The sequence below is a fragment of the Kitasatospora sp. NPDC059146 genome (assembly GCF_042786665.1).
In the GTDB taxonomy this organism is placed as follows: Bacteria; Actinomycetota; Actinomycetes; order Streptomycetales; family Streptomycetaceae; genus Kitasatospora.
This window is the reverse complement of sequence record NZ_JBHZCY010000049.1, coordinates 33717-60445: the sequence shown is the minus strand read 5'-3', so window position 1 is coordinate 60445 and position 26729 is coordinate 33717. Positions and strand designations below refer to the sequence as shown.

Genomic DNA, 26729 nt, shown 5'->3' with positions numbered 1-26729 from the left:
CCCCCCCCCCCCCGCCCCCCCCGCGGCGCCGCCCCCCCCCCCCCCCCGGGGTGGGGGGGGTGCGGCTCAGCTGGCCTGGCCGGTGGGCATGACCGTGACCTGCTGGAGGTTGACCCGGGGCGGCAGGGTGGCGATGAAGCCGATGGTCTCCGCGACGTCCTCCGGGGTGAGCCACTCCATGGCGGCCTTCGCGCCCTCCAGCCAGTCCAGCGCGCCCTGGTCGGTGACGTGGCTCTGCAGCTCCGTCCCGACGATGCCGGGCTCGACCGCCGACACCCGGACCTTCTTCGCCCCCAGCTCGGCCCGCAGGGTCCGCGACAGCTGGCTGACGTACGCCTTCGTGCCGGAGTACACCGCGAAGGTCGGGAAGACGTTCTGCGCCGCGATGGACGAGGTGTTGATCAGGTCCGCCACGCCGCGCTCGGCGGCCGCCTTCACCAGCTGCGGGGTGAACACGCCGATCGCGTTCATCAGGCCGGTGATGTTGAGGTCGATCTGCTGCTTCCACTGCGCGGTCGCCAGCTCCTCGATCGGGGCGGGCAGCATGACGCCGGCGTTGTTCAGCAGCAGGTCGGCCCCGCCGAACTCGGTCTCCACCCGGGCCGCGGCGGCCTGCATCGCCTCGACGTCCGTCACGTCGGCGGCGATGGCGACCGCGCTGCCGCCGTTCTTCTCGATCCGCTCGACCAGCTCGGCCAGCCGCTCCGCCCGGCGGGCCAGCACGACGACCCGGGCGCCCAGCGCCGCCAGCTTCTCGGCCGAGGCCGCGCCGATGCCGCTCGAAGCGCCGGTGACGACGGCGACGCGGCCGGCGAGCGGAAGGGAGGTGGTGTTCGTGGACATGTTTCTTACCCTCCAGGGGCGTCGGGATTCGATCGGCCGCTCTCCGTCGGCCGCAGATCCAGTACAGCCCCGGGCGGAGCCCCCCGGGACGCCATACCTGGCCCTGCCCTGACAGGTACCGGCAGGACCACCCAGGACCGCCCGCCGCGCCGCGACACCGCCGACAATGGAGCCATGGACCGCACCAAGGAGATCGCCGGGTTCCTCCGCTCGCGCCGCGCCCGGGTCACCCCCGAGGACGCCGGGCTGCCCGCCGACGGGCGGGTCCGCCGCGTCCCGGGCCTGCGCCGGGACGAGGTGGCCCGGCTGGCCGGGGTCAGCACGGAGTACTACACCCGGCTGGAGCAGGGGCGGGCCCTCCACCCCTCCGACGAGGTCGTCGAGGCGATCACCCGCGCCCTGCGCCTGGACGACACCGAGCGCGAGCACTTCGCCGACCTGCTCCGGTCCGACTCCCGCCCGGCCGCCCGCCGCACCCCGGCGGCGGCCCAACGGGTGCGCCCGGGGCTGTACTTGATGCTGGAGACGCTCGACCACGTGCCCGCCTTCATCCTCGGCCGGCGCACCGACGTCCTGGCCTCCAACCGGCTCGCCCGGGAGGTCCTCACCGACTTCGACGCCCTGCCCGCGAACCGCCGCAACATGGCGCGCTACTACCTGCTGGACCCCAAGGCCCGGGAGACGGTGGGTGATTGGGAGCGGCTCGCCGCCGAGACGGTGGCCATGCTCCGGTTCGAGGCGGGCCGCTACCCCCAGGACCGCCGGCTCGCCGACCTGGTCGGCGAACTCACCCTCCAGGTGCCGGAGTTCACCGGCTGGTGGAACGACCACCGGGTGCTGCGCCGCACCCACGGCGCCAAGCACTACCACCACCCCCTGGTCGGGGAACTGCACTTCTCCTACGAGTCCTTCCAGGTGCCGGGCGACGCGGAGCAGACGCTGTGCGTCTACAACGTGGAGCCGAACTCCCCCACCGCGCAGTCCCTCCGGGTCCTGGCCAGCTGGACGGCACCCACGGTTCCGACTCCCTAGGCCCAAACACCCAGGCACCCGGGCACCCGGGCACCCAACTACCCTTCCCCCCATGCCCCGTACCGCGATCGAGATCACCGAGGACCTGGTCCGGCAGCTCCTGCGCGACCAACACCCCGACCTGGCCGAGCTCCCGCTGCGGCTCGGTGCACGCGGCTGGTCCAACCAGATGTGGCGGCTCGGCGAGGACCTCGCCGTCCGGCTGCCCTGGGTGACGGAGGACGCAAGTGCCCTGCTGCGCAAGGAACATGCGTGGCTACCCGCCCTCCCCTCGCCGCTTCCCCTGCCGATCCCGGCGCCCCGGCGCCTCGGCGAGCCCTCCGAGCGCTTCCCCCACCCCTGGCTGGTCACCACCTGGGTCCCGGGCACCCCGGCCGACCACGCTCCCGTCACCCGCGCCGCCGCCGCGGCCGGGACCCTGGCCGCCTTCCTGACCGCCCTGCACCGGCCCGCCCCCGCCACCGCGCCCACCGGCGCCCGCGGCGAGCCGCTGGCCGCCCAGGCCGAGCACGTCACCCAGGGGCTGGCCTCGGCCGCCGCCATGGGGCTGCTCCCCGACCCGGACGCCGTCCGCGCCATCCGCGCCGTCTGGGAGGACGCCGTCAGCGCACCCGACTGGACCGGCCCGGCCCTGTGGATCCACGGCGACCTCCACCCGGCCAACGTCCTCACCGCCGACGGCACCCTCTGCGGCGTCGTCGACTTCGGCGAACTCTGCGCGGGCGACCCGGCGAGCGACCTCGCGGCCGCCTGGTCCCTCCTCCCGGACGGCGGCGCCGAGCTCTTCCACCGGGCCTACCGACCGGCCCCGGACCGGGCGACACTGCGCCGCGCCCGCGGCTGGGCCGTCATGCGCGCCCTCGGCGGCATCCACATCGGCGAGGCCGGCCGCCTCGGCCGCCCCGGCGGCAAGACCACCTGGGGCCCGCCCGCCCGCGCCGCCCTCCGCCGCCTCACCGCCGACGCCCGCACCCGCCCGTAACCGACGCCCGCACCCGACACCCACAACCGCCCGCACCCGACGCCCACCCACTCCCCGCACCCACCCGCCCCCACCCACCCACCCCCGGAAGGCCCGCGATGACCGAGCCCCTGCCCGACTTCACCGCCCTGCTCAGGGGCGCCCGCCGGACGGCCGTCCACCTGGAGATGCGGGACGCCTACGGCGTCGCCGACGAGGCCGCCGCCTTCGAGGAGTTCAAGCGCTCCGGCGCGGTCGACACCGACCCGGACTCCCCGTGGTGGGCCGGCTGGGTGCCGCTGGTGCGCGAGACCGTCGGCCGGGGCGTCCGGCTGCGCCGGGCGCGGATCGTCTCCGAGCCGGTCACCGACTACATCCGCTGGGAGCACGCACTCACCACGGTGAACCTCGCCGCGGGCGAGCAGGTGCGCTGGCTGCCCCGGCGGCTGGCCTCGGACATCCCGCTGCCCGGCAACGACCTGTGGCTGATCGACGACCGCCTGGTGCTGTTCCACTGGTTCAGCGGCGACGGCGCCTGGGCCGGGCACCGGTACTGCGAGGACCCGGCCGTGGTGGAGCTGGTCTCCGGCGCCTTCGAGACGGTCTGGCAGCGCGGCACCCCGCACGCCGACTACGCGGTCTGACCACGAACCCGCTCCCCGTCGCCGCCCGGGCCGTCCACCCGAGGATGCGCGACGCCAAGGGTGCCCGCCCTGCCTCACCCGCCGACTGACGGGTCGGCGGCTGAGGCAGGAGCGGCATCGGCCGGACGCGTAGAGAAGGCCGAATGACGTGCACGCCGAGACGTCACTCGGCATACCCCCGTCGCCATTCGTGATGGCCTGTTGCGCCGCGCCCACTCTGGGTTCGATCACCGGAAAGCACAAGTGAATGTTTCTTGACTGCATCTCGTAGTATCACTGAGATGTTGAACCTCGAACGCTTGCGGGTACTGCACGCGGTGGCGACGACCGGATCCGTCGTGGGCGCGGCCCGACTCCTGCACGTCACCACGTCGGCGGTCTCGCAGCAGATGGCGCGACTGGAGCAGGAGACCGGCACTCACCTGGCGGAACGTCAAGGCCGGGGCATTCGCCTGACCGAGGCCGGCACTCTGCTCGCCGGGGAGGCCGCGGAACTGCTCGCGCACATGGAACGCGTCATGGCGACGATGGCGCAGCACCACGGACTGGTGACCGGCGACCTCACGATCGCGGCCTTCCCCACCGCCGCCCGCGCGCTGCTCCCATCGGCTCTGCGGGCCCTGCGGGCCCGGTACCCGGACCTGACGGTGTCGGCGCGGGAGCAGGAACCGTACGAAGCCGTCCCGGCGGTGCGGCGCGGGCTGCTCGACCTGGCCGTCGTCGAGGACTGGGCCGGGGATCCGCTCGCCCTGCCCCAGGGGCTGGACCACCGCGCCCTCCTCGACGACACCTACGACATCGCCCTGCCCCCGGACCATCGGCTCGCCGGCCGCCCGACGCTGAGCCTGGCCGACCTCGGTGATGAGCACTGGATCACCTCGAGCGACGGGCAGCTGTGCCACGAATGGCTGGTGCGCAACATCAAGCGTGCTCGCATCGCCCACACCGCCTCGGAACACCCCACGCAGTTGGCGCTGGTCGCGGCAGGACTGGGAATCGCCATCATCCCGCGCCTGGGACGTGAACCGGCCGCCGCTCCAGTACGGTTCGTGCCCCTGGTGGACGCCCCACGGCGCCGGGTCTTCGCCGTCTGGCGTTCCACCTCGACCGCGCGTCCCTCGATCGGTGTGGTGGTCGGTGCGCTGATCGACGCCTGTCCGGTCGGCTGAGAGCCGTCCCGTTCGGACCGGCGCCCGACCGCGGGCGGGTGCTGCCGCGACGGTGGCGAAGGCGGCCACGCCCCGGCCTCCCCACGCACTCCCAACGCGCTCCCAATGCGCTCCCAGCCCGCTCCCAGGACGTCACCAGCGAACGGTCAGCCTCTAAGCCCTCTCTCATCCACCGCGCCTAGCCTCCGCGCATGAACGTCTCGCTGCTCGACGGCTGGTTCCCCTGGACCGTCCAGGCCGCCGCCCTCGCCCTGTTCCTGACCGCGGTGGGCCTGCGGGACCGGTCCTGGCAGCGCAAGTGGGGGCCGATCGCGCTGGGTACGGCGCTGCTGCTCACCGCGGTCCTCGCGGTGGGAGTCCTCACCCTGGCCGGGATCACCGACCCGATCCCGTTCGGGGTGTGGCTGTGGAGCGGGGTGGCGGTCGCCGCGCTCGCCGTGCTGGGCTTCGGCTGGCGCGGCGCGCGCTGGTGGCGGCGGGCGCTGGTGGCGCCGACCGTCCTGCTGGCGCTGTTCTGCGCCGCGAACAGCGTGAACATGGCCACCGGCTACTACCCGACGGTCGACGACGCGATCGGCGAGCTCAGCGGGCAGCCGCTGCCGGACCAGATCACCCTGGCCGAGGTCTCCTCGATCCACGGGAAGACCACGACCGGCCGCATCGTCCAGGTCGACATCCCGGACACCGCGAGCGGCTTCACCCACCGCCAGGAGCTGGTCTACCTGCCGCCGGCCTGGTTCCGCAGCAAGGCCCGGCCGAAGCTGCCGGTGCTGGAGATGATCGGCGGCGAGTTCGCGGCGCCCGACAACTGGATCCGGTCGGGCAACGCGGTGCGGACCGCCGACGAGTTCGCCGCGAAGCACAACGGCTTCGCCCCGATCCTGGTCTTCGTGGACGCCACCGGCGGCTTCCGGGTGGACACCGAGTGCGTGGACGGCCCGCACGGCAACTCCGAGAGCCACCTGCTCAAGGACGTCCCCCCGTACGTCCAGAAGACCTTCAACGCCGCCACCGACCCGCACAAGTGGGGCGTGGCCGGCTGGTCGATGGGCGGCACCTGCGCCGTCGACCTGGTCGTCGAGCACCCCAACGTCTTCACCCACTTCGGCGACTTCTCCGGCGACAAGGGCCCGTACATCGGCGACAAGGACCACACGATCCAGGAGCTGTACGGCGGCGACGCGGCGGCCTGGGCCGCCCACGACCCGCTGACGGTGCTCGCCCACCACCCCAAGTACCAGGGCGTGTCCGGCTACTTCGGGCAGGGCGACGAGGAGCACGGCCAGATCGAGTCCGCCAAGCTCCTGGAGGCGGCCGCCAAGAAGGACGGCATCCGCACCACCGCCGCCGTCGGCTCCGGCAAGCACACCTGGCAGACCGGCTCCGCCACCTTCACCCAGGCCCTCCCCTGGCTCGCCGCCCAACTCGGCGTCCCGGGCACCCACCCCCAGCCGTAGCGGGCCGGACGCCCCCAGCCGCAACGAGGCGGACACCCCGAGCCGTCACCAGGCGGACACCCCGCGCGACCTGCCCCGACCCGGACCGTGGGTGGGATCACATCCGTCCCGCGGCCGGGAGGAAGCCTTGGCATCGGCACCCCGGCCGGGGCGGGCCGACGCCGCCCCGAACGGGCACGACCCACCGCCGGTTCCCGCCCCCGGGGGCCTGGATCCGGTGCCCGGCAAGGGATCCGTCCGCCCACGGACCGGCCGGACGGCACTCCCCCGCCGGACATCGGTTCCGCCGCGGCCGCACACATGTTCACCACCAACCCGCTGCAACCCTCGCATTCGCCCGCGCAGCCGGCGGAATCCCGCTTTGCGACCGGCGCCGCCGTGTCATAGGTTTCGTCCGCCGTCGACGCAGCACCCGCTCTGACCGTTCCTCAGACCTGCGGTGAGCTGCGGAGCCAGGGGGGCCTGACGGCAGCAGCAACGGGGGGAACAGCCATGCCGAGTGCCCGCAGTCACGGGTCGGCCGGGCGGCGGGGCCGGGTGGCCGGCGCGCCACCGGCCCCGGCCCCGCCCCACGACACCGGACACCCGAGGAATCGTCACGTGCGCAGCAGCACCCGCCTGATCACCGTCACCGCCGCCGCCCTGCTCTGCGCGGGCGCCCTGAGCGCCTGCGGACCGGACGACAGCGGCCAGGACGGCGGCAAGAGCGCCGCCCCGGCGGCGCCGACCACCGCGGCGCCGGCCGGCGGCACGGCCGGGCCCACCGGCGGAGGCGCCAAGCCCACCGACGGAGGCGCCGGGCCCACCACCGGGGCCGACCAGGGCAAGGCCGTCCCGGCCAAGGCCTGGGCGGACACCAAGAGCATCCCGATGGACGAGACCTACCACTTCGCCCCACTGGCGGCCAACGCCAAGCCGGTCACCGGGCCGATCGGCTTCAAGGGCATGGAGCTGTGCCACGCCGCGCCGCCCAAGGGCGACGAGTACATGTACACCGACGGCGCGGCGCGGGCCAAGGCCGCCGTCGGCTTCGGCGGGGACCGCTGGACGGCCCAGCAGACCGTGGACTTCTGGGGCGACCCGACCCACAGCAGCGGCAACGCCCAGACCGCCTACGCGATCGAGCGGGGCATCACCGAGGCCGTGACGAACTGCGCCAGGACCGCGCCGGGCGCCACGGTCAAGGTGACCAGCGCGGCCGACGCGCCCTACTTCGCCGCCACCGTGACGGCCCCGCAGCCCGACGGCTCCACCGCCACCCTGCACGAGTACGTGGTGCTGGGCGGCGGGGCGGTCACCGAGCTGGCCGTCTGGGCGACGGCCAAGGCCGGCGCCCAGCCCAAGGACGCCTGGAAGGCTCCCGAGGACAAGTACGTCGCCACCGGCATGACGGCCCCGCTCTGCGAGGCCTTCCCCGGCTGCCGCTGACGTACCGACAGACCGCCGCCAGGCCCGTCCGGCACAGGGGAACGGACGGACCTGGCGGCTTCCTTTCAACCCCGCGGGGTCACAGCCCCAGGCGGCTGAGCGCCGTGGTCCAGTCACTGGCGATCGCGCTGCGGGCCGCGTCCAGGGTCACCTTGTGGCCGCACACCGCGTTCTTCAATCTGGTCTCGACCGAGTCCTTGCTCTGCGCGGGCTCGTTGCCGTAGCGCGGCTCGGGCCACAGGTTGTGCGGGTCGCGCGGCGCGCCGCCGAGCTCCAGCGGGACGAAGTGGTCCTCCTCGTAGTCCGCGGGGTTGGTGTCCGCGTAGCCGTACTGGGCGATCTGCTGGGTCTTCAGCGCGTTGGTGTAGCTGGTCGGCGGGCGCACGGTGGCGGTCCAGCCGGAGACGCAGATGGTCTGGCCGATGGTGGCCTGGGTGACCGCCGGGTTGTACGCGCCGGGGGTGCAGGACGGGTCGGGCAGCGGCAGGTACGCCTGCGAACAACTGGCGCTCGTGGCACCGGACTTGCCCGGCTTGTGCGCGGCCGTGGCGGCCTGCGCGGTACCGGTGGCGAATCCGGCGGCGGCGAGGGCGGCCACCGCGACGATGACGGTGGAACGCTGACGGAGCATCATGGGGGAAGCTCTCCCGGTCCGGCCCGGCCGTTCGCCGGGCGACTGTGCCCATGACAGCACCGCCCGCGCGACGATCGTCAGGTCCGGGACGTGAACGAGTGGTGTTCACCCCCTCCACATCCGCCCTCCCCCGGGACTCCAGCCCTCGGCCCTCAGCCCTCAGCCCCCGGCTGCACGGCGCCCGCCTCCCCCACCAGCACCGCCCCCACCGCCGTCCGCAGGTGCAGCGCGTTGCGCCCGCTCCGCCGGGTGGCCACCAGCCCAGCGCCGCGCAGCGCGCCGAGGTGCTGGGAGACGGCGCTCGGGGTGACGCCGAGCCGCTCGGCGAGCTGCGGGGTGCTCAACGGCTCGCCGAGCACGGCGAGCAGCTCCGCGCGGGTGCGCCCCAGCACGGCGGCCAGCCCGGCGGAGGACGGCCGGGGCTCCTCCCACAACAGCCCGACCCCGGCCGCCGGGTAGCGGATCGAGGCGGCGGCGCGCGGGGAGTGGTCGACGATCACGTCCGGCCAGCCGAAGACCGACGGCATCAGCGCCAGACCGTGCCCGCCCGCCTCGACCGTCCACACCGACCCGGTACGACGACGGCCGTGCACCACCAACTCGCCCTCCCGCCAGACGACATCACCGTGCAGCTCGGCGAACAGCCCCTCCACCCCGCGGTCCACCAGGGTCACCGCCCGGCGGCCCAGGTCCGCCTCCAGCAGGGCCCGCATCCGCCCCCAGTGCGGGGCGACCAGCTCGCCGTGGAGGCGCTCCAGCGCATCGGCGACCCGCCCCAACAGCTCGGCCGCGTCCGGCAGTCGACGCGCCCGGGCGGCGCCCAGCGCGGCGGTGCACTCGGCCGCCACGTACGCCGGGTCGGTCGCCCGCAGCCCGGCCAGTTCGGCCTCGAAGGAGGGCAGCCGCAGCTCCGGCACCGGGAACAGGAAGGACGGCAGGCACCCCGTCAACAGGGCGCGCAGCAGGGGGAGTTCGGGTTCACGGGCGAGCACCGACCGGGCCCCGCGCACCCACGCCCGGTGCACGTCGTGCCCACCGACCCCGAGCGCCGGCCGCAGCCCGAGCACCGTCTCGGCCAGCGGCGAGACCGCGAACCGCACCCGGGCGACCTCGGCCGCCGACAACCGGATCTCCACCGCCACGCGGCCACCGCCCCTCCGTCGTCGATTCCTCGGTCGTCCGGTCCTCGATCATTCAGTCCTGGCTGAACGATAGCCGTGCGCCCACCGACCCTCCAGGCTGTCCGCCATGGAGTTCCTCACCTCGTACGACGGCACCGACCTGGCCTTCCGCACCCTCGGCGACGGCCCGCCGCTGCTCTGCCTCCCCGGCGGCCCCGGCCGCGCCGCCGAGTACCTCGGCGACCTCGGCGGCCTGGGCGCCCACCGCACCCTGATCCTGCCCGACACCCGGGGCACCGGCGCCTCCGGGACGCCCGCCGACCCGGCGAGCTACCGGGTCGACCGCCTGGTCGCCGACGTCGAGGCACTGCGCCGCCACCTCGGCCTGGACCGGATCGACCTGCTCGGCCACTCCGCCGGCGGCGCCCTCGCCATGCTCTACGCGGCCGCCCACCCCGACCGCCTGACCAGCCTCACCCTGCTCACCCCCTCCTTCGCCGCCGTCGGACTGCCCTCCGACACCGGCGCGCGGGAGGTGATCGCCGCCCGGGCGGGCGAGCCCTGGCACGCCGAGGCCGTCCTCGGGTACGACGGGATGCGGTCCGCGACCGGCTTCGCCGAGGCCGCCCGGCACCGCTTCGCCTTCGAGCCGCTGATGTACGGCCGCTGGGACGCCGCGGCCCGCGCCCACGCCGCCGCCGACCCGGCCCAGCGCTCCCTGCCGGTCAGCGAGCACTACTACGCCGACTACACCCCCGACACCGAGGCTCTGCGCCGCCGACTGGCCACGCTCACCTGCCCGGTCCTGCTGCTCGCCGGGGAGGTCGACCTCTGGCCCACCGCGGCCTCCGCCACCGCGGCGGCGTCACTCTTCCCCGACGTCACCCTCACCGTCCAGCCGGGCGCGGGCCACTACCCCTGGCTGGACGACCCCGCGGCACTCACCGGCACGGTCGCGGACTTCCTCACCCGCAACGCCGCCCGGGCCGCAGTCTGACCGGCGCGGCAAGGTGCCGTTCGGCTCGCCGTCAGCCCTTCCCCTCCCAACGGCCGCCGATGCAGGCCAGGACCGTCGTGTCGGTGGCGTCGAGGTAGACCCAGAAGATCAGGTCGGGCGCCTTGATCACGCCGAGGCGCAGGCCCTGCTCCCCCGCCGCTTCGAAGACCGCGACGCTCTCGGCGAGGCCGGGCACCTCGAACCCGAGCCGCCGGGTGCGTTCGAGTCGGCGCCGGAAGACGCCGAAGTGCTGTCGGGCGGGGATCAGGTTGCTCCCGACCTCGAAAGTCGCCCCGGCGAGCAGGGCTTCGCGTGCGGGGCCGCAGGCCGCTGTCTGCTCGGCCAGCATCCGGGCGAGGTCGTCGCGTGTCATGCGCCGACTCTGCCGGGCCCCACCGAACCGGCCAAACGAATTTCCGGCCGAGCGAATGACCAGCTGGGCGAATACCGACCGCCCCCTCACCCCGCCAGCAGCCGCGCCAGCAGCGCCGCCGGCCCCTCCGGCAGGCTGCCGTGGAGGAGTTCGGTGCGGTGCACCAGTCGGGGTGCGGCGATCGGGGCGGACGCGATGCCGGGCACCCGGGCGAGGACGGGGGCGGGCAGCAGGGTGAGTCCGTGTCCGGCGGCGACCAGCGTGAGCAGCCCGTGCAGGTCGGTGCCGCGGTAGCGGGTGGCGGGCCGGAAGCCGTCGGTGCCGGTGGCGGCGCGCAGCCGGTCCGCGGTGGGGGTGAGGTCGGGGGCGTCCAGCCAGCGGGCGGCGGACAGGTCGGCGAGGGCGAGGCCGGGGCGGCCGGCCAGCGGGTGTCCGAGCGGCAGGGCGACGGCGAGCGGCTGTTCGTCGACGGCGACGGTGGTCAGCGGGCCGACCTCGGGCAGCGGCAGCGGGTCGCTGGGCGCGGCCAGGCCGTCGATCAGCGCGAGGTCGACCTCGCCGGTGGCGACCTGGGCGGGCAGCACCCCCTGGGCGAGCACCTGGACGACGGGTTCCACCTGCGGGAACACCCGGCGCACTTCGCCGAGTGCGTGCCCCAGGGCCGCTCCGACCGCCAGCGGGGTGGCGCCGAGCACCAGCCGGGCGCTCGGGGCGCCGGCCAGGCGTGCGACGTCGGCGCGCGCCGCCTCCAAGCGGACCAGCAGCGGGGCGGCGTGCTCCAGCAGTCGCCGTCCGGCCGCGGTGGGGGCGACCGGGCGGCGGCCCAGCAGGGCGGTGCCGAGGTCGGCCTCCAGCGCGGCGATCTGCTGGGACACCGCGGACTGGGTGTAGCCGAGGTCCCGGGCCGCCTCGGAGAAGGAGGCGAGCCGGGTGACGGTGACAAAGGTGCGGAGCTGCTGCGGATCCACGGCGGCCATCAACCGATCTGATCGAGGAGTAAGAAATCATCGTTGGCACTGATCTCGGATGCGGGGTCAGGATAGCCCCATGACCTATCTGACCCCCCGGATCGCCCTGGTCGGCGACCGCTCCCCCGCCGTCCGCTCGCACGCCCGCGTCCCCGGCCTGCTCGCCTCCCTCGCCGAGCGCGAGCAACTGGTCCTGGACGCGTACTGGATCCCCACCGAGGACGCCGGGGCCCCGGGCGCGCTCGACGGCTTCGACGCCGTCTGGCTGCTGCCCGGCAGCCCGTACCGCAGCGAGCAGGGCGCCCTGGCCGCGATCCGGACCGCCCGCGAGAACGGCATCCCCTTCCTCGGCACCTGCGCCGGGTTCCAGCACGCGGCGCTGGAGTTCGCCCGGAACGTCTGCGGCATCACCAACGCCGTCAACGGCGAGCAGGACCCGGACCTCGACGAGCAGGTGATCGTCCCGCTCAGCTGCTCCCTGGTCGGCCACGAGGGCGCCGTCGCGATCACTCCCGGCAGCCTGGCCGAGCGCACCCTGGGTGCCACCGCCACCCAGGAGCGCTACCGCTGCAACTACGGCCTCAACGCCGACTACCTGGACCGGCTGCACGCCCACGGGCTGCGTTTCAGCGGCGCGGACCCGTCCGGCGAGGTCCGCATCCTCGAACTGCCGGGGCACCCGTTCTTCCTGGCCTCGCTGTTCCAGCCTGAGCTGTCCGGCGACGGCACCCGGGCCCACCCGATGATCCGCGCCCTGGCGGAGGCCGCCGTCGCCCACGCGGACACCGGCTGGGCCAGGGCGGCCTGAGCCTCAGCCGGCCGGCAGCCGATCGACCCTCACATCGGCAGCGAGCGCAGCCGCACCGGCCCCTCCGGCCACCCGGCGCCCTCCGCCAGCGGCCGCCACATGGTGCGCAGCGGCATGACCGCGAGCCGCCCCTCCGGCTGCTCGACCGTCACCTCCTCGGCCACCTCCCGGAAGCCGAGCCCCCGGTAGAACGCCGCCAGCGGCGGGCGGCAGAACAGCAGTGCGTACCGGAAGCCGAGCGCGCGCCCGTGGTCCACGGCGCTGCCGACCACGGCGTGCGCCAACCCCTCGCCGCGCCGTTCGGCGGCGACGCAGACACCGCCGACGCCGATCGCGTCCAGGTCGGTGCCGCCGACGGTGAGCGGGACCGGGAGCAGCCCGGTGTGGGCGACGAGCCGGCCGTCGGCGGCCCGGATGCCGAAGTGCACGTCCTTGGGCCGGAAGGCGAGCCCGGTGTAGGCGACGCCGTACGGGTCCTCGCCGGGGCCGAGGATCTGGTCCTGTTCGGCGCGGGAGTAGCTCTCCAAGCGCTCGACGTTCAGCGGTTCAGGGGAAAAACGATCATCCATCACTCCATGCTCCCTTCCCCACGGAACGGCGTCCGAGTCCCCTCCGGACCACCGGATCGGTCACATGATCCGACGGTCGTCCCCAGGGGAGGAAAGGCCGGGGAAGGTCCTAGACGGCGGCCCGCTCGACCAGCTGCGCCCACACCTCGTCGACCCGCGCAGACAGCGCGTCCAGCGGCCCGCCGTTGTCGATCACCAGGTCGGCGACCGCCAGCCGGTCCGCCCGCGAGGCCTGCGCGGCCATCCGGGCCCGGGCCTCCGTCTCGGCCATCCCGCGCAGCCGCACCAGCCGGTCCAGCCGGACCTCGTCGTCCGCGTCGATCACCACGACCAGGTCGAACAGCGGTGCCAGCCCGTTCTCGGCGAGCAGCGGCACGTCGTGCACGACGACCGCGTCCGGCGCGGCCGCCGCCTCCAGTTCGGCGGAGCGGGCCCGCACCAGCGGGTGGACGATCGCGTTCAGCGCCCGGAGCTTCTCCGGGTCGGCGAACACGACCGCCCCGAGGGCCGGCCGGTCCAGCGCGCCGTCCTCGCGCAGCACCTGCGGGCCGAACTCGGCGACCACGGCCGCCAGGCCGTCCGTCCCGGGGGCGACCACCTCACGGGCGATCAGGTCGGAGTCCACGATCACCGCGCCGTGCGCGGCGAACAGCCGGGACACCTCGCTCTTGCCCGCGCCGATCCCGCCGGTCAGTCCGATCTTCAGCATGGCGTCAGGCTACCGGCGCGGCGACGGACGCGTCAGCCCGGCCCGGCTCAGCCCAGTTCCAGGCTCTCGCCGTCGCCCAGCACGGTCAGTTCCGATCCGGTCCCCGGCCCGTCCGGCCCGAGCAGCCGGGTGGCGATCATGTGCCCGATCGGGCTGAGCGTCGCCTCGTGCACCGGCACCGCCACCCGCGGACCCGACTCCCGGACGTAGTCGACCACCTCGCCGGCCTTGCTCCACGGCGCCGCGAGGGGCAGCAGCAGGGTGTCCACGGCGTGCGGCGGCACGGTGAAGGCGTCGCCGGGGTGGAACAGCCGGCCGTCGAGGAGGAAGCCGATGTTCTTCACCAGCGGGATGTCCCGGTGGATCTCGGCGTGCCACTCGCCGTGGACGGAGACCCCGACCCCGCCGATCTCGAAGGCGTCGCCCTCGCCGACGACGGTGATCCGCTGCCCGACGCCGTCCAGCTGGGCGGCGACCTCGCCGTTGGTCCACACCCGCAGTGCCGGGTCGGCCTCCAGCGCGGCGCGCAGCCGGGACGGCTCGAAGTGGTCCATGTGCTCGTGGGTGATCAGGACGGCGTCGGCCCCGGCCAGGGCGGCGGGGTCGGTGAAGGCTCCGGGGTCGATGACGAGCGTGGCTCCGGCGTGCTCGACGCGTACGCAGGCGTGTCCGAACTTCGTGATTCGCATGGAGGAAACCATACAGCACAGCTGTACAGTCTTGCTGCACAAATTCCCGATACACTTCTCCCATGCCCAGCAACGCCCCGCACCCGGACACCCTGGATCTCGCCGCCGACCTGCGCTCCGCCCTCGGCAGCCTGGTCCGCACCCTGCGCGACAGCGACGACCTGCCGCCCAACCAGGCCGCGGTGCTCGGTCTGCTGGTCCGCGACGAACGCTCCTACACCGTCGCCGAGCTCGCCGACCTCCGCCGGGTGCGCCACCAGTCGATGGCCCGCACCGTCGCCCTGATGTCCGAGGCCGGCCTGGTCGCCCAGCAGCCCCACCCCACCGACGGCCGCAAGCAGCTGATCGCCACCACCGAAGCGGGGCGGCTGGCCCTGCTCGACCAGCGCGCCCGCCGCGAGCACCACATCGCCACCGCCATCGAGTCCCGCCTCAGCACCACCGAGCGCGAGCAACTGCGCACCGCCGTCGGCCTGCTGAACCGCCTCGCGTGAACCGCCGTCGCTCCGGCAGGGCAGCCGCCGCCCGGTCCTGCTACGCCTCGACCAGGTCCTTGGCCGCCGGCCGCTGCGCCGGGAGCACCGCCGGCTCGATCTCCGGCAGGTCCACGTGCTCGCTCAGCCCGAACCGCCGGTGCAGCCGTCGCAGCGGTGCGGGCGCCCACCAGTTGAACTCGCCGAACAGGCTCATCGCGGCCGGCACCAGCAGGCAGCGCACCAGGGTGGCGTCCACCGCGACGGCCACCGCCAGCGCGATGCCCATCTGCTTGACCATGAGCATGTCCCCGAGCGCGAAGCCCGCGAAGACGATCACCATCAGCAGCGCCGCCGAGGTGATGATCCGACCGCTGCGCTGGACGCCCAGCTCCACCGCCCGGACGCAGCCGTACCCGCGGTCGGTCAGCTCCTTGATCCGGGCGAGCAGGAACACCTCGTAGTCCATGGAGAGCCCGAAGGCGAAGGCGAAGACCAGCACCGGGATGAAGGTCTCCAGCCCGCCCGTCGAGCTGAACCCGAGCAGCCCGCTCAGCCAGCCGTCCTGGAACACCAGGGTCAGCGCGCCGAGCGAGGCGCCCAGCGACAGCACGTTCATCAGCAGCGCCTTGACCGGCATCACCACCGAGCCGGTCATCAGGAACAGCAGCACCAGCGTCCCGGCCGCGACCAGGCCCAGCGCCCACGGCCCGCGCGCCAGCAGCTCGTCCTGGAAGTCCACCACCGAGGCCGCACCGCCGGTGACGTAGGTCTTCAACCCGCCCCGGTCGGCCCGCAGCTCGTCCACCACCTGCTTGGCCGTGGCGCCCTGCGGGTCCCCGTGCACCAGCACGTCGACCGTCGACACCGCCCCGCTCACCGGTGTCACGGCCCGGACCGCGCTGACGCCCGGCAGCTTGGCCACCACCTCGTCCGCGTACGCCTGGGCCACCGGCGCCCCGCCCTCGACCACGACGGTGATCGGCGCGGCCGCGATCTGCGGGAAGCGCTGGTCGATCGCCTCCGCGACCTGCCGCCCGGCCGAGGAGGCGGGCAGCACGGCGGCGCCGGAACTGCGCATGTCGGCGTGCAGGAACGGCGCCCCGGCCGCCATCAGCACGCCCACGCAGGCGAGGGTCACGAGCACCGCCCGCTTGCGGACCCGGCGCACGGTACGGCTGAAGAAGCCCTCGTCGGGGACGGGCGCGCTCGGTGTCCTGATCCGGCCGCCGGCGAAGCCGAGCAGCGCGGGGATCAGGGTGAGCGCGGCGGCGACCGCGATCACCACCACGCTCACCCCGGCGGCGGCGACCGCGCCCAGCACCGGGCTGGTGAAGACGAACAGTCCGGACAGCGCCACGGCCACGGTCAGTCCGGAGAAGGCGACGGTGCGTCCGGCGGTCGCGGCGGTGCGTTCGACCGCGGCGGCGATGCCCGCGCCGTGGCCGCGCTCCTCGCGGAAACGATTCACCATCAGCAGGGCGTAGTCGATCGAGAGCCCGAGCCCCAGCACGGTGGCGATCGGCAGCACGCTGGTGTCGATGTCCATGATCCGGCTGAACCCGAACATGGCCAGCAGCGCCCCGCCCACCGAGGCGACGGCGCCGATCACCGGCAGTGCGGCGGCGGCCAGGCCGCCGAACACCAGCACCATGACGACCAGGGTGAGCGGCAGGGTCACCATCTCGCCGAAGCGGGTGTCCTGCTCGGTCTGCTTCTTGACCTCCTGCTGGAGGACGAGGTCCCCGCCGACGGTCACGTGCGCCCCGCCCGCGCCGTTCAGGGCGGCCAGCCGGTGGGTGGCCGCGTCGGTCTGCGCGGAGGTCGCGGTGTCGGCCATCCGTACGCTGACCAGGCCGGCCCTGCCGTCGGCGGCCCGCAGCGCGGCCGCACCCGGGCCGGAGCCGTACGGGTCCTGGGTGCCGGCGACCCCGGGCAGCGCCGCGATCTCGGCGGTGGCCTTCTGCACGGCGGCCCGTACGGCCGGGTCGTCCACCGGCCTGCCGTCCACCACCGCGGTCAGCGTCCCCTTGACCGGGTCGGCCGCGGCGACCACCGCACTGCCCCGGTCCGCCTCGGCGGTCGCGGAGGAGGCCCCGGCCACCGAACCCTCGAACACCCGGCCGCCGATCAGCACCCCGACGACGAGGACCGCGGCCCAGAAGCCGAGCACCCAGCGACGGTGGCGGAAACAGAACCGGCCGATCGCGGCGAGCCGGCCACCGACCACGGCGGCGGGGACGGCGGAGGAGGGGTTGCGCATGCGCATGAAGGAGCCTTTCGGGCAGCTCCACTCAATGTAGGTGCAACCCGAAGTCCGGCCTATAGCAGGGCAATGAGCCTCATCTCACATTTCCCTTCACATAAACCACACATAAGTCAAACCGGAAAACGAAGGCGTGAATCGAAGGTGCGAACGACGGTGTGAAACGAAAGCGTGAGGGGCGCGCGAAACGGTCGGAGAACGCGAAACGGGCCCCACCCGGAGTGATCCGGATGGGGCCCGTTCCCTAGCTGTCAGCTAGCGGGGGGCGAGAGCCTCAGCTCTGGCCGCCGGCCAGCTTCTCGCGCAGGGCGGCCAGGGCCTCGTCGGAGGCCAGGGCGCCCGAGCCCTCGTCGCTGCTGGACGAGTAGGAACCACCGGCAGCGGCGGCGACGGCGTCGCCACCCTCGGCAGCGGCCTCGGCGTCGGCCTCGCGGCTCTTGATGACCTGGGCCTGGTGCTGCTCGAAGCGGGTCTGCGCCTCGGCGTACTGGCGCTCCCACTCCTCACGCTGCTTCTCGAAGCCGGGCAGCCAGTCGTTCGCCTCGGGGTCGAAGCCCTCCGGGTAGATGTAGTTGCCCTGGTCGTCGTACGAGGCGGCCATGCCGTACAGGGTCGGGTCGAACTCGACCTCGGCCGGGTTGGCACCCAGGGCCTCGTTGGCCTGCTTGAGCGACAGGCTGATGCGACGACGCTCGAGGTCGATGTCGATGACCTTGACGAAGATCTCGTCGCCGACCTGGACGACCTGCTCCGGGATCTCGACGTGGCGCTCGGCCAGCTCGGAGATGTGGACCAGACCCTCGATGCCCTCGTCCACGCGGACGAACGCACCGAACGGAACCAGCTTGGTGACCTTACCCGGAACGACCTGGCCGATCTGGTGGGTACGGGCGAACTGCTGCCACGGGTCCTCCTGGGTCGCCTTCAGCGACAGGGAGACGCGCTCGCGGTCCATGTCAACGTCGAGAACCTCGACGGTGACCTCCTGGCCGACCTCGACAACCTCGGACGGGTGGTCGATGTGCTTCCAGGACAGCTCGGAGACGTGCACCAGGCCGTCGACGCCACCCAGGTCCACGAAGGCACCGAAGTTGACGATCGAGGAGACGACGCCGGAGCGCACCTGACCCTTCTGGAGGGTGGTGAGGAAGGTCTGGCGGACCTCGCTCTGGGTCTGCTCCAGCCAGGCACGGCGGGACAGGACCACGTTGTTGCGGTTCTTGTCCAGCTCGATGATCTTGGCCTCGAGCTCCTTGCCCACGTAGGGCTGGAGGTCGCGGACGCGGCGCATCTCGACCAGCGAGGCGGGGAGGAAGCCCCGGAGGCCGATGTCGAGGATGAGACCACCCTTGACGACCTCGATGACGGTACCGGTGACGATCCCGTCCTCTTCCTTGATCTTCTCGATCGTGCCCCAGGCACGCTCGTACTGAGCGCGCTTCTTGGACAGGATGAGACGACCCTCCTTGTCCTCCTTCTGGAGAACCAGGGCCTCGATGTTGTCACCGACGGCGACGACCTCGTGCGGGTCAACGTCGTGCTTGATCGAGAGCTCGCGGGACGGGATGACGCCCTCGGTCTTGTAACCGATGTCGAGGAGGACCTCGTCACGGTCGACCTTCACGATGACGCCCTCGACGATGTCGCCATCGTTGAAGTACTTGATGGTCTCGTCGATGGCGGCGAGGAAGGCCTCCGCGTCGCCGATGTCGTTGACCGCGACCTGCGGGGTGGTGCTGAGGGAGGAGTCGGTGGGGCTCGTCATTAGGAAAAGGGCTCCGGTACGGACATGAAAGTCGTAGGTAATGCCACGCGGAGGGCCCGTATCGCTCCCACCGAAAGCCGGACAGCCAAGAACACGGCACACCGGAAATCCCGTGAACAACGAGAAATCGGCGTCCGTCTTGCGACCGTGGGGTCTTCGACAGATGCGAGCGCGACCTGCTCCGTCCGAGGCGCGCAGGCCCGCAGCGCAACTTGTAGCATACGGGGACGGCCAGGCACGGTCAACGCCAGAAGAGGCAAGACGGTGGAGCCTGGTACGGATCAGGCCATATCCTCCGGTTGCGCACCTCGCGGTGGCGCCCGAAGGGGCCCTTCCCCGGATGCCACCGCCAGGATCCGGCCCCGGTCGGGGCCGTTTCGCGGCAGCGGCGCTTCCGCACTCCATACCCTACGCGATGGGCATTGTCACCGTGGCCACCACCCCCCAGTCCGCCCTTCACGATCTTGACACCTCTCCCGCAGGGGCCGACGGATCCGACGAGTTGGAGGAGGAGGACGGCGACGACGCGGTCCGGCGCGAGGCCGGGCTCGGCGAGAGCAGCCGGGCCAGCCGGCACTGGTGGGACCGCAACGCCGACGAGTACCAGGACGAGCACGGCGAGTTCCTCGGCGACGACCGCTTCACCTGGTGCCCCGAGGGCCTGGACGAGGCCGACGCCCGCCTGCTCGGCGACGTGGCGGGCCGGGACGTGCTGGAGATCGGCGCCGGCGCCGCCCAGTGCTCCCGCTGGCTCGCCGCCCGCGGCGCCCGCCCCGTCGCCCTGGACATCTCCTACCGCCAGCTCCAGCACTCCCGCCGGATCGACCTCGGCCGGGGCGTGGAGCCCGTCGCCGTCGTCCAGGCCGACGCGGCCGTCCTGCCCTTCGCGGACGCCTCCTTCGACCTCGCCTGCTCCGCCTACGGCGCCGTGCCGTTCAGTGCCGACACCGAGCGGCTGATGCGCGAGGTGCACCGGGTGCTGCGGCCCGGCGGGCGCTGGGTGTTCTCGGTGACCCACCCGATCCGCTGGGCCTTCCCCGACGAGCCCGGCGTCGAGGGCCTGACCGCGATGTCCTCCTACTTCGACCGCACCCCGTACGTCGAGCAAGACGAGAACGGCCATGCCACCTACGTCGAGCACCACCGCACCGTGGGCGACCGGGTCCGCGAACTCGTCGCCGCCGGCTTCCGGTTGGTCGACCTGGTCGAGCCCGAGTGGCCGGCCGGGCTGGAGCAGGAGTGGGGCGGCTGGTCCCCGCTGCGCGGGCGGCTGATCCCCGGCACGGCGATCTTCGTCACCGAGCGGGGCTGAGCCCCTTGAACCCCGCGTGGCGCGAACTCCCGGTCCGTACCGCCCTCCCCGCGCTGCACGAGGCCCTGGACGGGGGCGGCACGGCCGTCCTCGCCGCCCCGCCCGGCACCGGCAAGACGACCCTGGTGCCGCTCGCCCTGGCGGGGCTGCTCGCCGACGGCCGGCCGGTGCGCCGGGTGCTGGTCGCCGAACCGCGCCGGCTCGCCGTCCGGGCCGCCGCCCGGCGGATGGCCTGGCTGCTCGGCTCGTCCGTGGGGCGCGAGGTCGGCTACACCGTGCGCGGGGAGCGGCGCGTCGGCCCCGACACCGTGGTCGAGGTGGTCACCACCGGGGTGCTGCTGCAACGCCTCCAGCGCGACCAGGAGTTGCCCGGGGTGGACGTGGTCGTCCTGGACGAGTGCCACGAACGGCACCTGGACGCCGACACCGCGCTCGCCTTCCTGCTCGACGTCCGGGCGGCGCTGCGGCCCGAACTGCGGCTGGTCTGCGCCTCGGCCACCTCCGACACCGAGGCCTGGGCCGAACTCCTCGGCGGCGCACCGGTGGTGGCGGCGCACGGGGTGTCCCACCCGGTCGACGTGGTGTGGGCTCCGCCGCCGCGCGCCGTCCGGCCCGCGCACGGGACCAGGGTCGATCCGGCGCTGCTCGACCACGTCGCGGCCGTGGTGCGGCGGGCGCTGGGCGAGCAGGACGGGGACGTGCTCTGCTTCCTGCCCGGGGTCGGCGAGATCGCCCGGGTGGCGGGGCAGTTGAGCGGCGCCCCGGCCGAGGTGCTCCAACTCCACGGCCGCGCCCCGCAGACCGTCCAGGACGCCGCGCTCACCCCGGCCCAGGGGCGCCGGGTCGTCCTCGCCACCGCCGTCGCCGAGTCCTCGCTCACCGTGCCCGGCGTGCGGGTCGTCGTCGACGCCGGACTCGCCCGCGAGCCGCGCACCGACCACGCCCGGGGGCTGGCCGGACTGGTCACCGTACGGGCCTCGCTCGCCGCGGCCCGCCAACGCGCCGGGCGGGCCGGGCGCGAGGCCCCCGGCACCGTCTACCGCTGCTGGAACGAGGCCGAGGACGCCCTCGCCGCCCGCTTCCCCACCCCCGAGATCGCCCTCGCCGACCTCACCTCCTTCGCCCTCCAGACCGCCTGCTGGGGCGACCCGGACGCCACCGGGCTCGCCCTGCCCGACGCCCCGCCCGCCGGGGCGATGGCCGCCGCCCGGCAGGCCCTGACCGCCCTCGGCGCGGTGGACGGCGACGGCCGGGCCACGGCCCGCGGCGTCCGGCTCGCCCGTACGGGGCTGCACCCCCGGTTGGGCCGCGCCCTGGTCGACGGGGCCGCGGCCGTCGGTGCCCGCCGGGCGGCCGAGGTGGTCGCCCTGCTCTCCGAAGAACCGCCGCGCGCCCTCGGCGACGACCTCGGCGCGGTCTGGCGGGCGGTGAAGGACTCCCGGGACCCGTACGCGGGCCGCTGGCGCGACGAAGTCCGCCGGTTGCGGCGCGCCACCTCCGACGAAGGCACGACCGCCCTGCCCGACGCCACCGCCGTCGGCCTCGTCGTCGCCCTCGCCTTCCCCGAACGCATCGCCCGCGCCCGGGTCGAGCGGCCCGCCCCCGGCGAGCGCAGCCCGTACCTGATGGCCTCCGGCACGGCCGCCGAACTCGCGCCCGGCACGGCCCTGGGCGCCCTCCCCTGGCTCGCCGTCGCCGCCGCCGACCGCCCGGCCGGCTCGCACTCGGCCCGCATCCTGCACGCCGCGGCGCTGGAGGAGTCCACCGCCCTCCAGGCCGGCGCCCCGCTCGTCACCGCCCGCGAGGAAGTCCACTGGGACACCCGCCGGGGCGAGGTCACCTCCCGCCGGGTCGAATCCCTCGGCGCCGTCGAACTCACCGAGAAGCCCCTCACGCGCCCCGACCCGGCCCTCGTCCGGGGCGCCCTCCTGGACGGCCTCGCCCGCGAGGGCGTCAGCGAGCTGCTGACCTTCACCTCCGGCCTCCGCGAACGCCTCGCCTTCCTCCGCACCGCCCTCGGCGACCCCTGGCCCGACGTCTCCGACGAGGCCCTGCTGGAGCGCGCCGACGAATGGCTGGAGCCCGAACTGTCCCGCGCCCGCCGCCGCGCCGACCTCGCGAGGATCGACACCACGGCCGCCCTCCAGCGCCTCCTCCCCTGGGCCACCGGCGAAGCGGGCCGCCTCGACGAACTGGCCCCCGAACGCATCACCGTGCCGTCCGGCTCGAAGATACGGGTCGACTACGGCACCGAACGCCCGGTCCTGGCCGTCAAGTTGCAGGAACTCTTCGGCTGGACCACGACCCCCGCCGTGGCCGCCGGCCGCGTGCCGCTGACCATCCACCTACTCTCCCCGGCGGGCCGCCCCGCCGCCGTCACCGGCGACCTGGCGTCGTTCTGGCGCGAGGGCTACCGAGCCGTCCGCGCCGAACTACGGGGCCGCTACCCCCGCCACCCCTGGCCCGAGGACCCGACCACGGCCGAACCCACCCGCCGCGCCAACACCCGGAAGTGACGTCAGGAGAGCGAGAAGCCCAGCTGGTTCACCACCGGCGTCATCGGCACGTACAGCACCTGGGCGAAGCAGGTCGTCGGGTGCGCCGTCGATCCGGCCGGGCAGCCGACCTCCGACCCTCCGGCCACGATCACGCCGCGCGCCTCCATGTCGCCGTTCGCACCGGACGGGTTGGCCAGCACCGGGCCGCCGCTGTCGCCCTTCGCGCCGATCGCGCGCCGGTCTCCGCCCTTCGACTCCGCGACGTCCACCGGCTTGATCCTCGTCCCCTCGTCGTTCGTCGTCTCGACGTCGACCTTCTTGACCTGCACGTCGCACGTCCACCCCGACTGGGCGCCGCTCAGGCAGACGAGGTCCCCCACGTTGTTGCGCCCGGCCCCGTAGGTGTGCCGTGAGGAACCGCCGCGGTCCGACCAGGCGCCGTCGTAGAACCGGCCGGCGCCGTCGCCGTTGATCGCGACCGTGCCGACGTCCAGACCGTCGCCGATCGCGGACAGGTCGCCGATGTACGCGCCGGTGCCGTTGTAGTACCGGCCGTTGCCGCAGTGCGCGGCGGTCAGCAGCACCTTGGTCCGGCCCTTCCACCCGCTGAACGCGGTCGAGCAGAACGCGGACTTCCCGGTGTTGACCTCGGCACCCGCGTAGTACGGCGCGCCGTCGGAGTGCCGGCTGCCGGACAGCGCCGCCGGGGCGCCCCCGACGGCGGCCGTCACCGGCATCCCGGCGAGCTCGGCGGCCCGCCGGGAGTACGCCCGCTCGCTCGCGTCGCCCCCGGTCAGCCGCGCGGCCGCCGTCGGCGCGTACGTGATCGCGATGGCGGCGCCGTCCTCCTGCGGGCCGATCGACGTCCAGGCCCCGGGCGCCACGGCGGCGGTGAACCGGTCGATCGCGGCGCGCATCTCCGCCCGGGAGTACGGGCTGTGGTGCACGTCCACGGTGTAGCCGGGGGCGGCGTGCGCGTCGAGCAGCCTCCGGACCTCGGCCGGGGCCTCGCCCTTCCAGTAGAGGTCGGCGTGCTGGTCCGACGCGTCGATCACCGTCCCGGCATAGCCGTCCGCCGCCGGGGCGCCGGACTCCACCCAGTCCTGCACCGGGTCCGTCATCCGGTGGAGCTTCTGCTGGGCCTGCGGATCACGCAGCACCGGCAGGCTCACCGAGCGGACCGGCCGGCCCGGCCCGCCCGGTGCGTCCGGTGCGTCCGGTACGGCATCGGCGGCGGCGAGGGCACCGGCGGTCACGGCGGACAGGGCCAGGGACAGCAGCAGACGGGAGCGGCGCATACGCGGTCCTTCGACGGGGCTGGCGGGCCGGCACCCAGCCTAGGGACCGATCGGCGCTCCGCCGTGCCCGGAAGGCGCGCGCCGGGATGACGCCGGCGCCCGTAGGAGCCGCCGCGCCCCCTGGCCCGTCCCGCCCGGGCCCGTCCCGCCCGGGGTGGACCACCCGGGATCCGGGGATCCGCCGTCGCCCGACCCGGCCGCGTGGTCTGATCATCTTGTTGACGTGCTACCGACAGGAGCTGACCCGTGTCCTCACCCCTCCCCACCGCCGTACGCCTGAGCGTCGGCCGGCACACCTTCGACGGGCTGGCCGCCGGGCCCGCCGACGGCGAACTCGTCCTGCTGCTGCACGGGTTCCCCGAGTTCGCCGACTGCTGGAGCGCCGAGCTGACCGCCCTGGCCGCGGCCGGCTACCGCGCGGTGGCCGTGGACCAGCGCGGCTACTCCCCCGACGCCCGCCCCGCGGACATCGCGGACTACGCCGTCGAACTGCTGGTCGCGGACGCCCTCGGCTTCGCCGACGCCCTGGACGCACCACGCTTCCACCTGGTCGCCCACGACTGGGGCGGCCTCGTCGCCTGGGCACTGGCCTCCACCCACCCCGAGCGGCTGCACAGCCTGACCGTGCTCTCCACCCCGCACCCCGAGGCGCTCTACGCGGCCTTGAACAACGGCGGCGACCAGCGCGAACGCTCGCAGTACATAAGGGAGTTCCGCCTGCCGGAGCACGCGGCCGAGCAAGCCGTGCTGGCCGACGACGCGGCCAGGCTGCGGGCGATCTACCGGGACGTGCTGCCGGCGAAGCTGGCCGAGTCCAACGTCCGACGGCTGACCGAGCCCGGAGTGCTGACGGCCGGGCTCAACTGGTACCGGGCCGTCAACGAGGAGCTCCGGATCCCGGCCGGCGAGATCACCGTCCGCACGCTCTACGTCTGGGGCACCGAGGACCGGGCCCTGGGCCGCGACGCCGCGGACCTGACGGCCGCGCACGTGAGCGCCCCGTACCGGTTCGTGGCCCTGGAGGGCGCCACCCACTGGCTGCCGGAAGCCAACGCCGACCAGGTCGTACCGCTGCTCCTGGAACACCTCGCGGGCTGAACCGGCGCGGGAGGTCGACGGGGCCGACTTCCCGCGCCGGGCGTCCCGCGCCGGGACCGTACGGGTCAGGCCGACGGGGCGGCCGGGCGGCCGAGGTGCCGGGCGAAGAAGCGGGCCGCGCTGTCCGCCTCGAACCGGGGGAGGTCCTTGTGCCTGCCCGAGTTCACGTGCAGGGACTTCTCCGTCGAGGCGAAGGCGTCGAACAGCGCGAGGCCCTCCTCGCGCGTGATGTGCTCGTCGTCCCACTGGAGGTCGAACTCGATCGGGACGGTGATCCGCTTCGCCTGCTCGGCCAGGGTGTCGGGCCAGTGCTGGCCGAAGACGGCGGCGGAGACCCTGGGTTCGCCCGCCACGAAGGGGATCCCGATCGCGGTGCCCATGTTGATGCCCCAGAAGCCGACCGGCCCGTCGGCGCCGATCTCCGGGAGCTCCTGGAGGGCGTCCAGCAGCGCCCGGTACTCGGGCACGGCCTGCTCCGCCAGGTGGTCGTTGTAGCGCACGACGATCGGGCCCTCCGGCTCGCCCGCCGCCCGGGCCGCGTACAGGGCGGCGATCTCCGCCTCGTCGTGCGCCGTGCGCGGCCGGTCGCCGTGACCGGGTGCGTCGACGACGGCGACGTGGAAGCCGCAGCCGGCCACCAGGAGTCGGGCCCGGCCGGACATCGCCGGGTGCTTCTTGTGGTTGCCGCCGCCGTGGGCCATCAGGACCAGGGGCGCGCGGTCGGCCGCGCCGGAGGCCGGCGACCAGAGGACACCGGGGACTTCGCCCAGGGTGAAGTCGCGCTCAAGGACGCCGTTCGAGGACGACTGCGCGGTGAAGTGCGGAGAGTGCACGAGGTGTTGCCTTTCGGGAGTGCCTGGCTGTCGAGGCGCTCCCGGCGACACCTACGTCAATCGCCCGACCGTGACGAGCGGGGGGAGCACCCATATGGGTCCAGCGTTCATGGGTCTCACCTCCTCGGGCGGTTGCACGGTCACCCGGAAGCTACCAGCCCGGGCGATCATCCCTCAACCCCTTTTCCCACCCGTGCGCACCGGACGTCGGCCCGGTCGACTTCCCGCTCCGCGGCCACAACTCCGCAGGGCCGACCGCTCTTTCGGGGGAACTCCGGGCCGACCTCGGGACAGCCGTGACCGCCCCCGGTCAAGGTGGCACCGGGCCCTCTCCGGGCCCGCCTGATCCCTCGGAGGAAGGGCACCCCCATGCGCGTCCCCCCGTCCCGGCTCGTCCGCACCGGCGGCACCATCGGATCGATCGCCCTGGCGACCGTCCTCGCGACCGCCGCCACGGCGGCCTCCGCCGGCCCCACGTCCTTGCAGATCGACGACGGCACCACCGTCAGCTCCCGGCAGGTCACGGTCGGGCAGTGCGTCAACCCCTCGCTGACCACCCACATCCAGAGCATCGCCGTGGGGAACCGGGCGGGCAGCGGCAGCGCCACCGTCTTCCAGTCCCGCAACTGCACCGGCACCGTCATCCGGCAGGGCCGGAGCCCCCTGTTCTTCACCCCGCCGACCTCGATCGGCTCCGTCCGCATCGACTCCGCCCCCTGACCACCCGACCCCGCGAGGACGGCCCGGCGCGGGACGTCGGCCCCGCCCCCTTCCCCGGCCGCGC

General features: G+C 74.1%; 25 protein-coding genes. 13 read left to right on the top strand and 12 right to left on the bottom strand.

The window, feature by feature from the left end; genetic code table 11:
- Window positions 1–66: 66 nt before the first annotated feature.
- On the bottom strand, window positions 67–843 hold the full coding sequence (locus ACFXPX_RS21685; RefSeq protein WP_380642822.1) for an SDR family oxidoreductase: 777 nt from the start codon (window positions 841–843) through the stop codon (window positions 67–69).
- A 174-nt stretch (window positions 844–1017) separates the two neighbouring features.
- On the opposite strand from ACFXPX_RS21685, the gene ACFXPX_RS21680 reads away from it, so the two are divergent.
- The 6 genes from ACFXPX_RS21680 to ACFXPX_RS21655 all read left to right on the top strand — a co-directional run bounded on the left by ACFXPX_RS21680 (window position 1018) and on the right by ACFXPX_RS21655 (window position 7534).
- Window positions 1018–1875, top strand: a complete 858-nt coding sequence (locus tag ACFXPX_RS21680) for a helix-turn-helix transcriptional regulator (RefSeq protein ID WP_380528492.1) — start codon at window positions 1018–1020, stop codon at window positions 1873–1875.
- A gap of 52 nt (window positions 1876–1927) precedes the next feature.
- Complete coding sequence (locus ACFXPX_RS21675; RefSeq protein ID WP_380642820.1) at window positions 1928–2857, top strand: aminoglycoside phosphotransferase family protein; 930 nt, start codon at window positions 1928–1930, stop codon at window positions 2855–2857.
- A gap of 98 nt (window positions 2858–2955) precedes the next feature.
- The gene (locus ACFXPX_RS21670) at window positions 2956–3480 is read left to right on the top strand and encodes a DUF6879 family protein (protein ID WP_380642818.1); all 525 of its coding nucleotides are present in this window, start codon (window positions 2956–2958) and stop codon (window positions 3478–3480) included.
- Window positions 3481–3761: 281 nt separating this feature from the next.
- Window positions 3762–4649, top strand: coding sequence for a LysR family transcriptional regulator (locus ACFXPX_RS21665; RefSeq protein ID WP_380528486.1), 888 nt, complete (start codon window positions 3762–3764; stop codon window positions 4647–4649).
- 191 nt (window positions 4650–4840) lie between these two features.
- A complete protein-coding gene (locus tag ACFXPX_RS21660; RefSeq protein WP_380528484.1) occupies window positions 4841–6106 on the top strand; it encodes an alpha/beta hydrolase in 1266 nt (421 codons plus the stop codon).
- 600 nt (window positions 6107–6706) lie between these two features.
- Complete coding sequence (locus tag ACFXPX_RS21655) at window positions 6707–7534, top strand: hypothetical protein (protein ID WP_380593858.1); 828 nt, start codon at window positions 6707–6709, stop codon at window positions 7532–7534.
- Window positions 7535–7613: 79 nt separating this feature from the next.
- Here the strand turns inward: ACFXPX_RS21655 and ACFXPX_RS21650 are convergent, their stop codons facing one another.
- Window positions 7614–8168: a hypothetical protein gene (locus ACFXPX_RS21650; protein WP_375893434.1), complete on the bottom strand. Its 555-nt coding sequence runs from the start codon at window positions 8166–8168 to the stop codon at window positions 7614–7616.
- Between the two features lie 152 nt (window positions 8169–8320).
- Window positions 8321–9310, bottom strand: coding sequence for a DUF5937 family protein (locus ACFXPX_RS21645; protein ID WP_380642816.1), 990 nt, complete (start codon window positions 9308–9310; stop codon window positions 8321–8323).
- Window positions 9311–9416: 106 nt separating this feature from the next.
- On the opposite strand from ACFXPX_RS21645, the gene ACFXPX_RS21640 reads away from it, so the two are divergent.
- Complete coding sequence (locus ACFXPX_RS21640) at window positions 9417–10286, top strand: alpha/beta fold hydrolase (RefSeq protein WP_380642814.1); 870 nt, start codon at window positions 9417–9419, stop codon at window positions 10284–10286.
- A gap of 31 nt (window positions 10287–10317) precedes the next feature.
- Here ACFXPX_RS21640 and ACFXPX_RS21635 read toward each other — a convergent pair whose 3' ends face one another.
- Both ACFXPX_RS21635 and ACFXPX_RS21630 read right to left on the bottom strand, forming a co-directional pair.
- Complete coding sequence (locus ACFXPX_RS21635; protein WP_380593862.1) at window positions 10318–10659, bottom strand: hypothetical protein; 342 nt, start codon at window positions 10657–10659, stop codon at window positions 10318–10320.
- Between the two features lie 86 nt (window positions 10660–10745).
- Window positions 10746–11636, bottom strand: a complete 891-nt coding sequence (locus ACFXPX_RS21630) for a LysR family transcriptional regulator (protein ID WP_380642812.1) — start codon at window positions 11634–11636, stop codon at window positions 10746–10748.
- A 70-nt stretch (window positions 11637–11706) separates the two neighbouring features.
- Between ACFXPX_RS21630 and ACFXPX_RS21625 the strand changes: the two genes are divergently transcribed.
- Window positions 11707–12435: a hypothetical protein gene (locus ACFXPX_RS21625; RefSeq protein ID WP_375893424.1), complete on the top strand. Its 729-nt coding sequence runs from the start codon at window positions 11707–11709 to the stop codon at window positions 12433–12435.
- A 29-nt stretch (window positions 12436–12464) separates the two neighbouring features.
- Here the strand turns inward: ACFXPX_RS21625 and ACFXPX_RS21620 are convergent, their stop codons facing one another.
- From ACFXPX_RS21620 to ACFXPX_RS21610, 3 genes are all read right to left on the bottom strand, one after another.
- Window positions 12465–13004, bottom strand: coding sequence for a GNAT family N-acetyltransferase (locus ACFXPX_RS21620; RefSeq protein WP_380528473.1), 540 nt, complete (start codon window positions 13002–13004; stop codon window positions 12465–12467).
- Between the two features lie 109 nt (window positions 13005–13113).
- A complete protein-coding gene (gene coaE / locus ACFXPX_RS21615; protein ID WP_375893420.1) occupies window positions 13114–13713 on the bottom strand; it encodes a dephospho-CoA kinase in 600 nt (199 codons plus the stop codon).
- Window positions 13714–13760: 47 nt separating this feature from the next.
- Complete coding sequence (locus tag ACFXPX_RS21610) at window positions 13761–14402, bottom strand: MBL fold metallo-hydrolase (RefSeq protein ID WP_380642810.1); 642 nt, start codon at window positions 14400–14402, stop codon at window positions 13761–13763.
- Between the two features lie 62 nt (window positions 14403–14464).
- Here ACFXPX_RS21610 and ACFXPX_RS21605 point away from each other — a divergent pair, with 62 nt between their 5' ends.
- Window positions 14465–14896 carry a MarR family winged helix-turn-helix transcriptional regulator gene (locus tag ACFXPX_RS21605; protein WP_380407917.1) on the top strand — a complete coding sequence of 144 codons (432 nt, stop codon included), beginning with the start codon at window positions 14465–14467 and terminating at the stop codon, window positions 14894–14896.
- A 40-nt stretch (window positions 14897–14936) separates the two neighbouring features.
- Here ACFXPX_RS21605 and ACFXPX_RS21600 read toward each other — a convergent pair whose 3' ends face one another.
- Together ACFXPX_RS21600 and rpsA are read right to left on the bottom strand one after the other, a co-directional pair.
- On the bottom strand, window positions 14937–17144 hold the full coding sequence (locus ACFXPX_RS21600) for an MMPL family transporter (protein WP_380528468.1): 2208 nt from the start codon (window positions 17142–17144) through the stop codon (window positions 14937–14939).
- 271 nt (window positions 17145–17415) lie between these two features.
- Window positions 17416–18906 carry a 30S ribosomal protein S1 gene (rpsA, locus tag ACFXPX_RS21595; protein WP_329928268.1) on the bottom strand — a complete coding sequence of 497 codons (1491 nt, stop codon included), beginning with the start codon at window positions 18904–18906 and terminating at the stop codon, window positions 17416–17418.
- A 415-nt stretch (window positions 18907–19321) separates the two neighbouring features.
- Here rpsA and ACFXPX_RS21590 point away from each other — a divergent pair, with 415 nt between their 5' ends.
- Together ACFXPX_RS21590 and hrpB are read left to right on the top strand one after the other, a co-directional pair.
- A complete protein-coding gene (locus tag ACFXPX_RS21590; RefSeq protein ID WP_375893411.1) occupies window positions 19322–20218 on the top strand; it encodes a class I SAM-dependent methyltransferase in 897 nt (298 codons plus the stop codon).
- 5 nt (window positions 20219–20223) lie between these two features.
- Window positions 20224–22734, top strand: coding sequence for an ATP-dependent helicase HrpB (gene hrpB, locus ACFXPX_RS21585; RefSeq protein WP_380642808.1), 2511 nt, complete (start codon window positions 20224–20226; stop codon window positions 22732–22734).
- A 2-nt stretch (window positions 22735–22736) separates the two neighbouring features.
- Here hrpB and ACFXPX_RS21580 read toward each other — a convergent pair whose 3' ends face one another.
- Complete coding sequence (locus ACFXPX_RS21580) at window positions 22737–24014, bottom strand: hypothetical protein (RefSeq protein WP_380642806.1); 1278 nt, start codon at window positions 24012–24014, stop codon at window positions 22737–22739.
- A 246-nt stretch (window positions 24015–24260) separates the two neighbouring features.
- On the opposite strand from ACFXPX_RS21580, the gene ACFXPX_RS21575 reads away from it, so the two are divergent.
- Window positions 24261–25112, top strand: a complete 852-nt coding sequence (locus ACFXPX_RS21575; RefSeq protein ID WP_380642804.1) for an alpha/beta fold hydrolase — start codon at window positions 24261–24263, stop codon at window positions 25110–25112.
- Window positions 25113–25177: 65 nt separating this feature from the next.
- On the opposite strand, the gene ACFXPX_RS21570 is transcribed toward ACFXPX_RS21575, so the two are convergent.
- Window positions 25178–25945: an alpha/beta hydrolase gene (locus ACFXPX_RS21570; protein WP_375893406.1), complete on the bottom strand. Its 768-nt coding sequence runs from the start codon at window positions 25943–25945 to the stop codon at window positions 25178–25180.
- A 369-nt stretch (window positions 25946–26314) separates the two neighbouring features.
- Here ACFXPX_RS21570 and ACFXPX_RS21565 point away from each other — a divergent pair, with 369 nt between their 5' ends.
- Window positions 26315–26665: a hypothetical protein gene (locus tag ACFXPX_RS21565; RefSeq protein WP_380642802.1), complete on the top strand. Its 351-nt coding sequence runs from the start codon at window positions 26315–26317 to the stop codon at window positions 26663–26665.
- Window positions 26666–26729 lie beyond the last annotated feature (64 nt).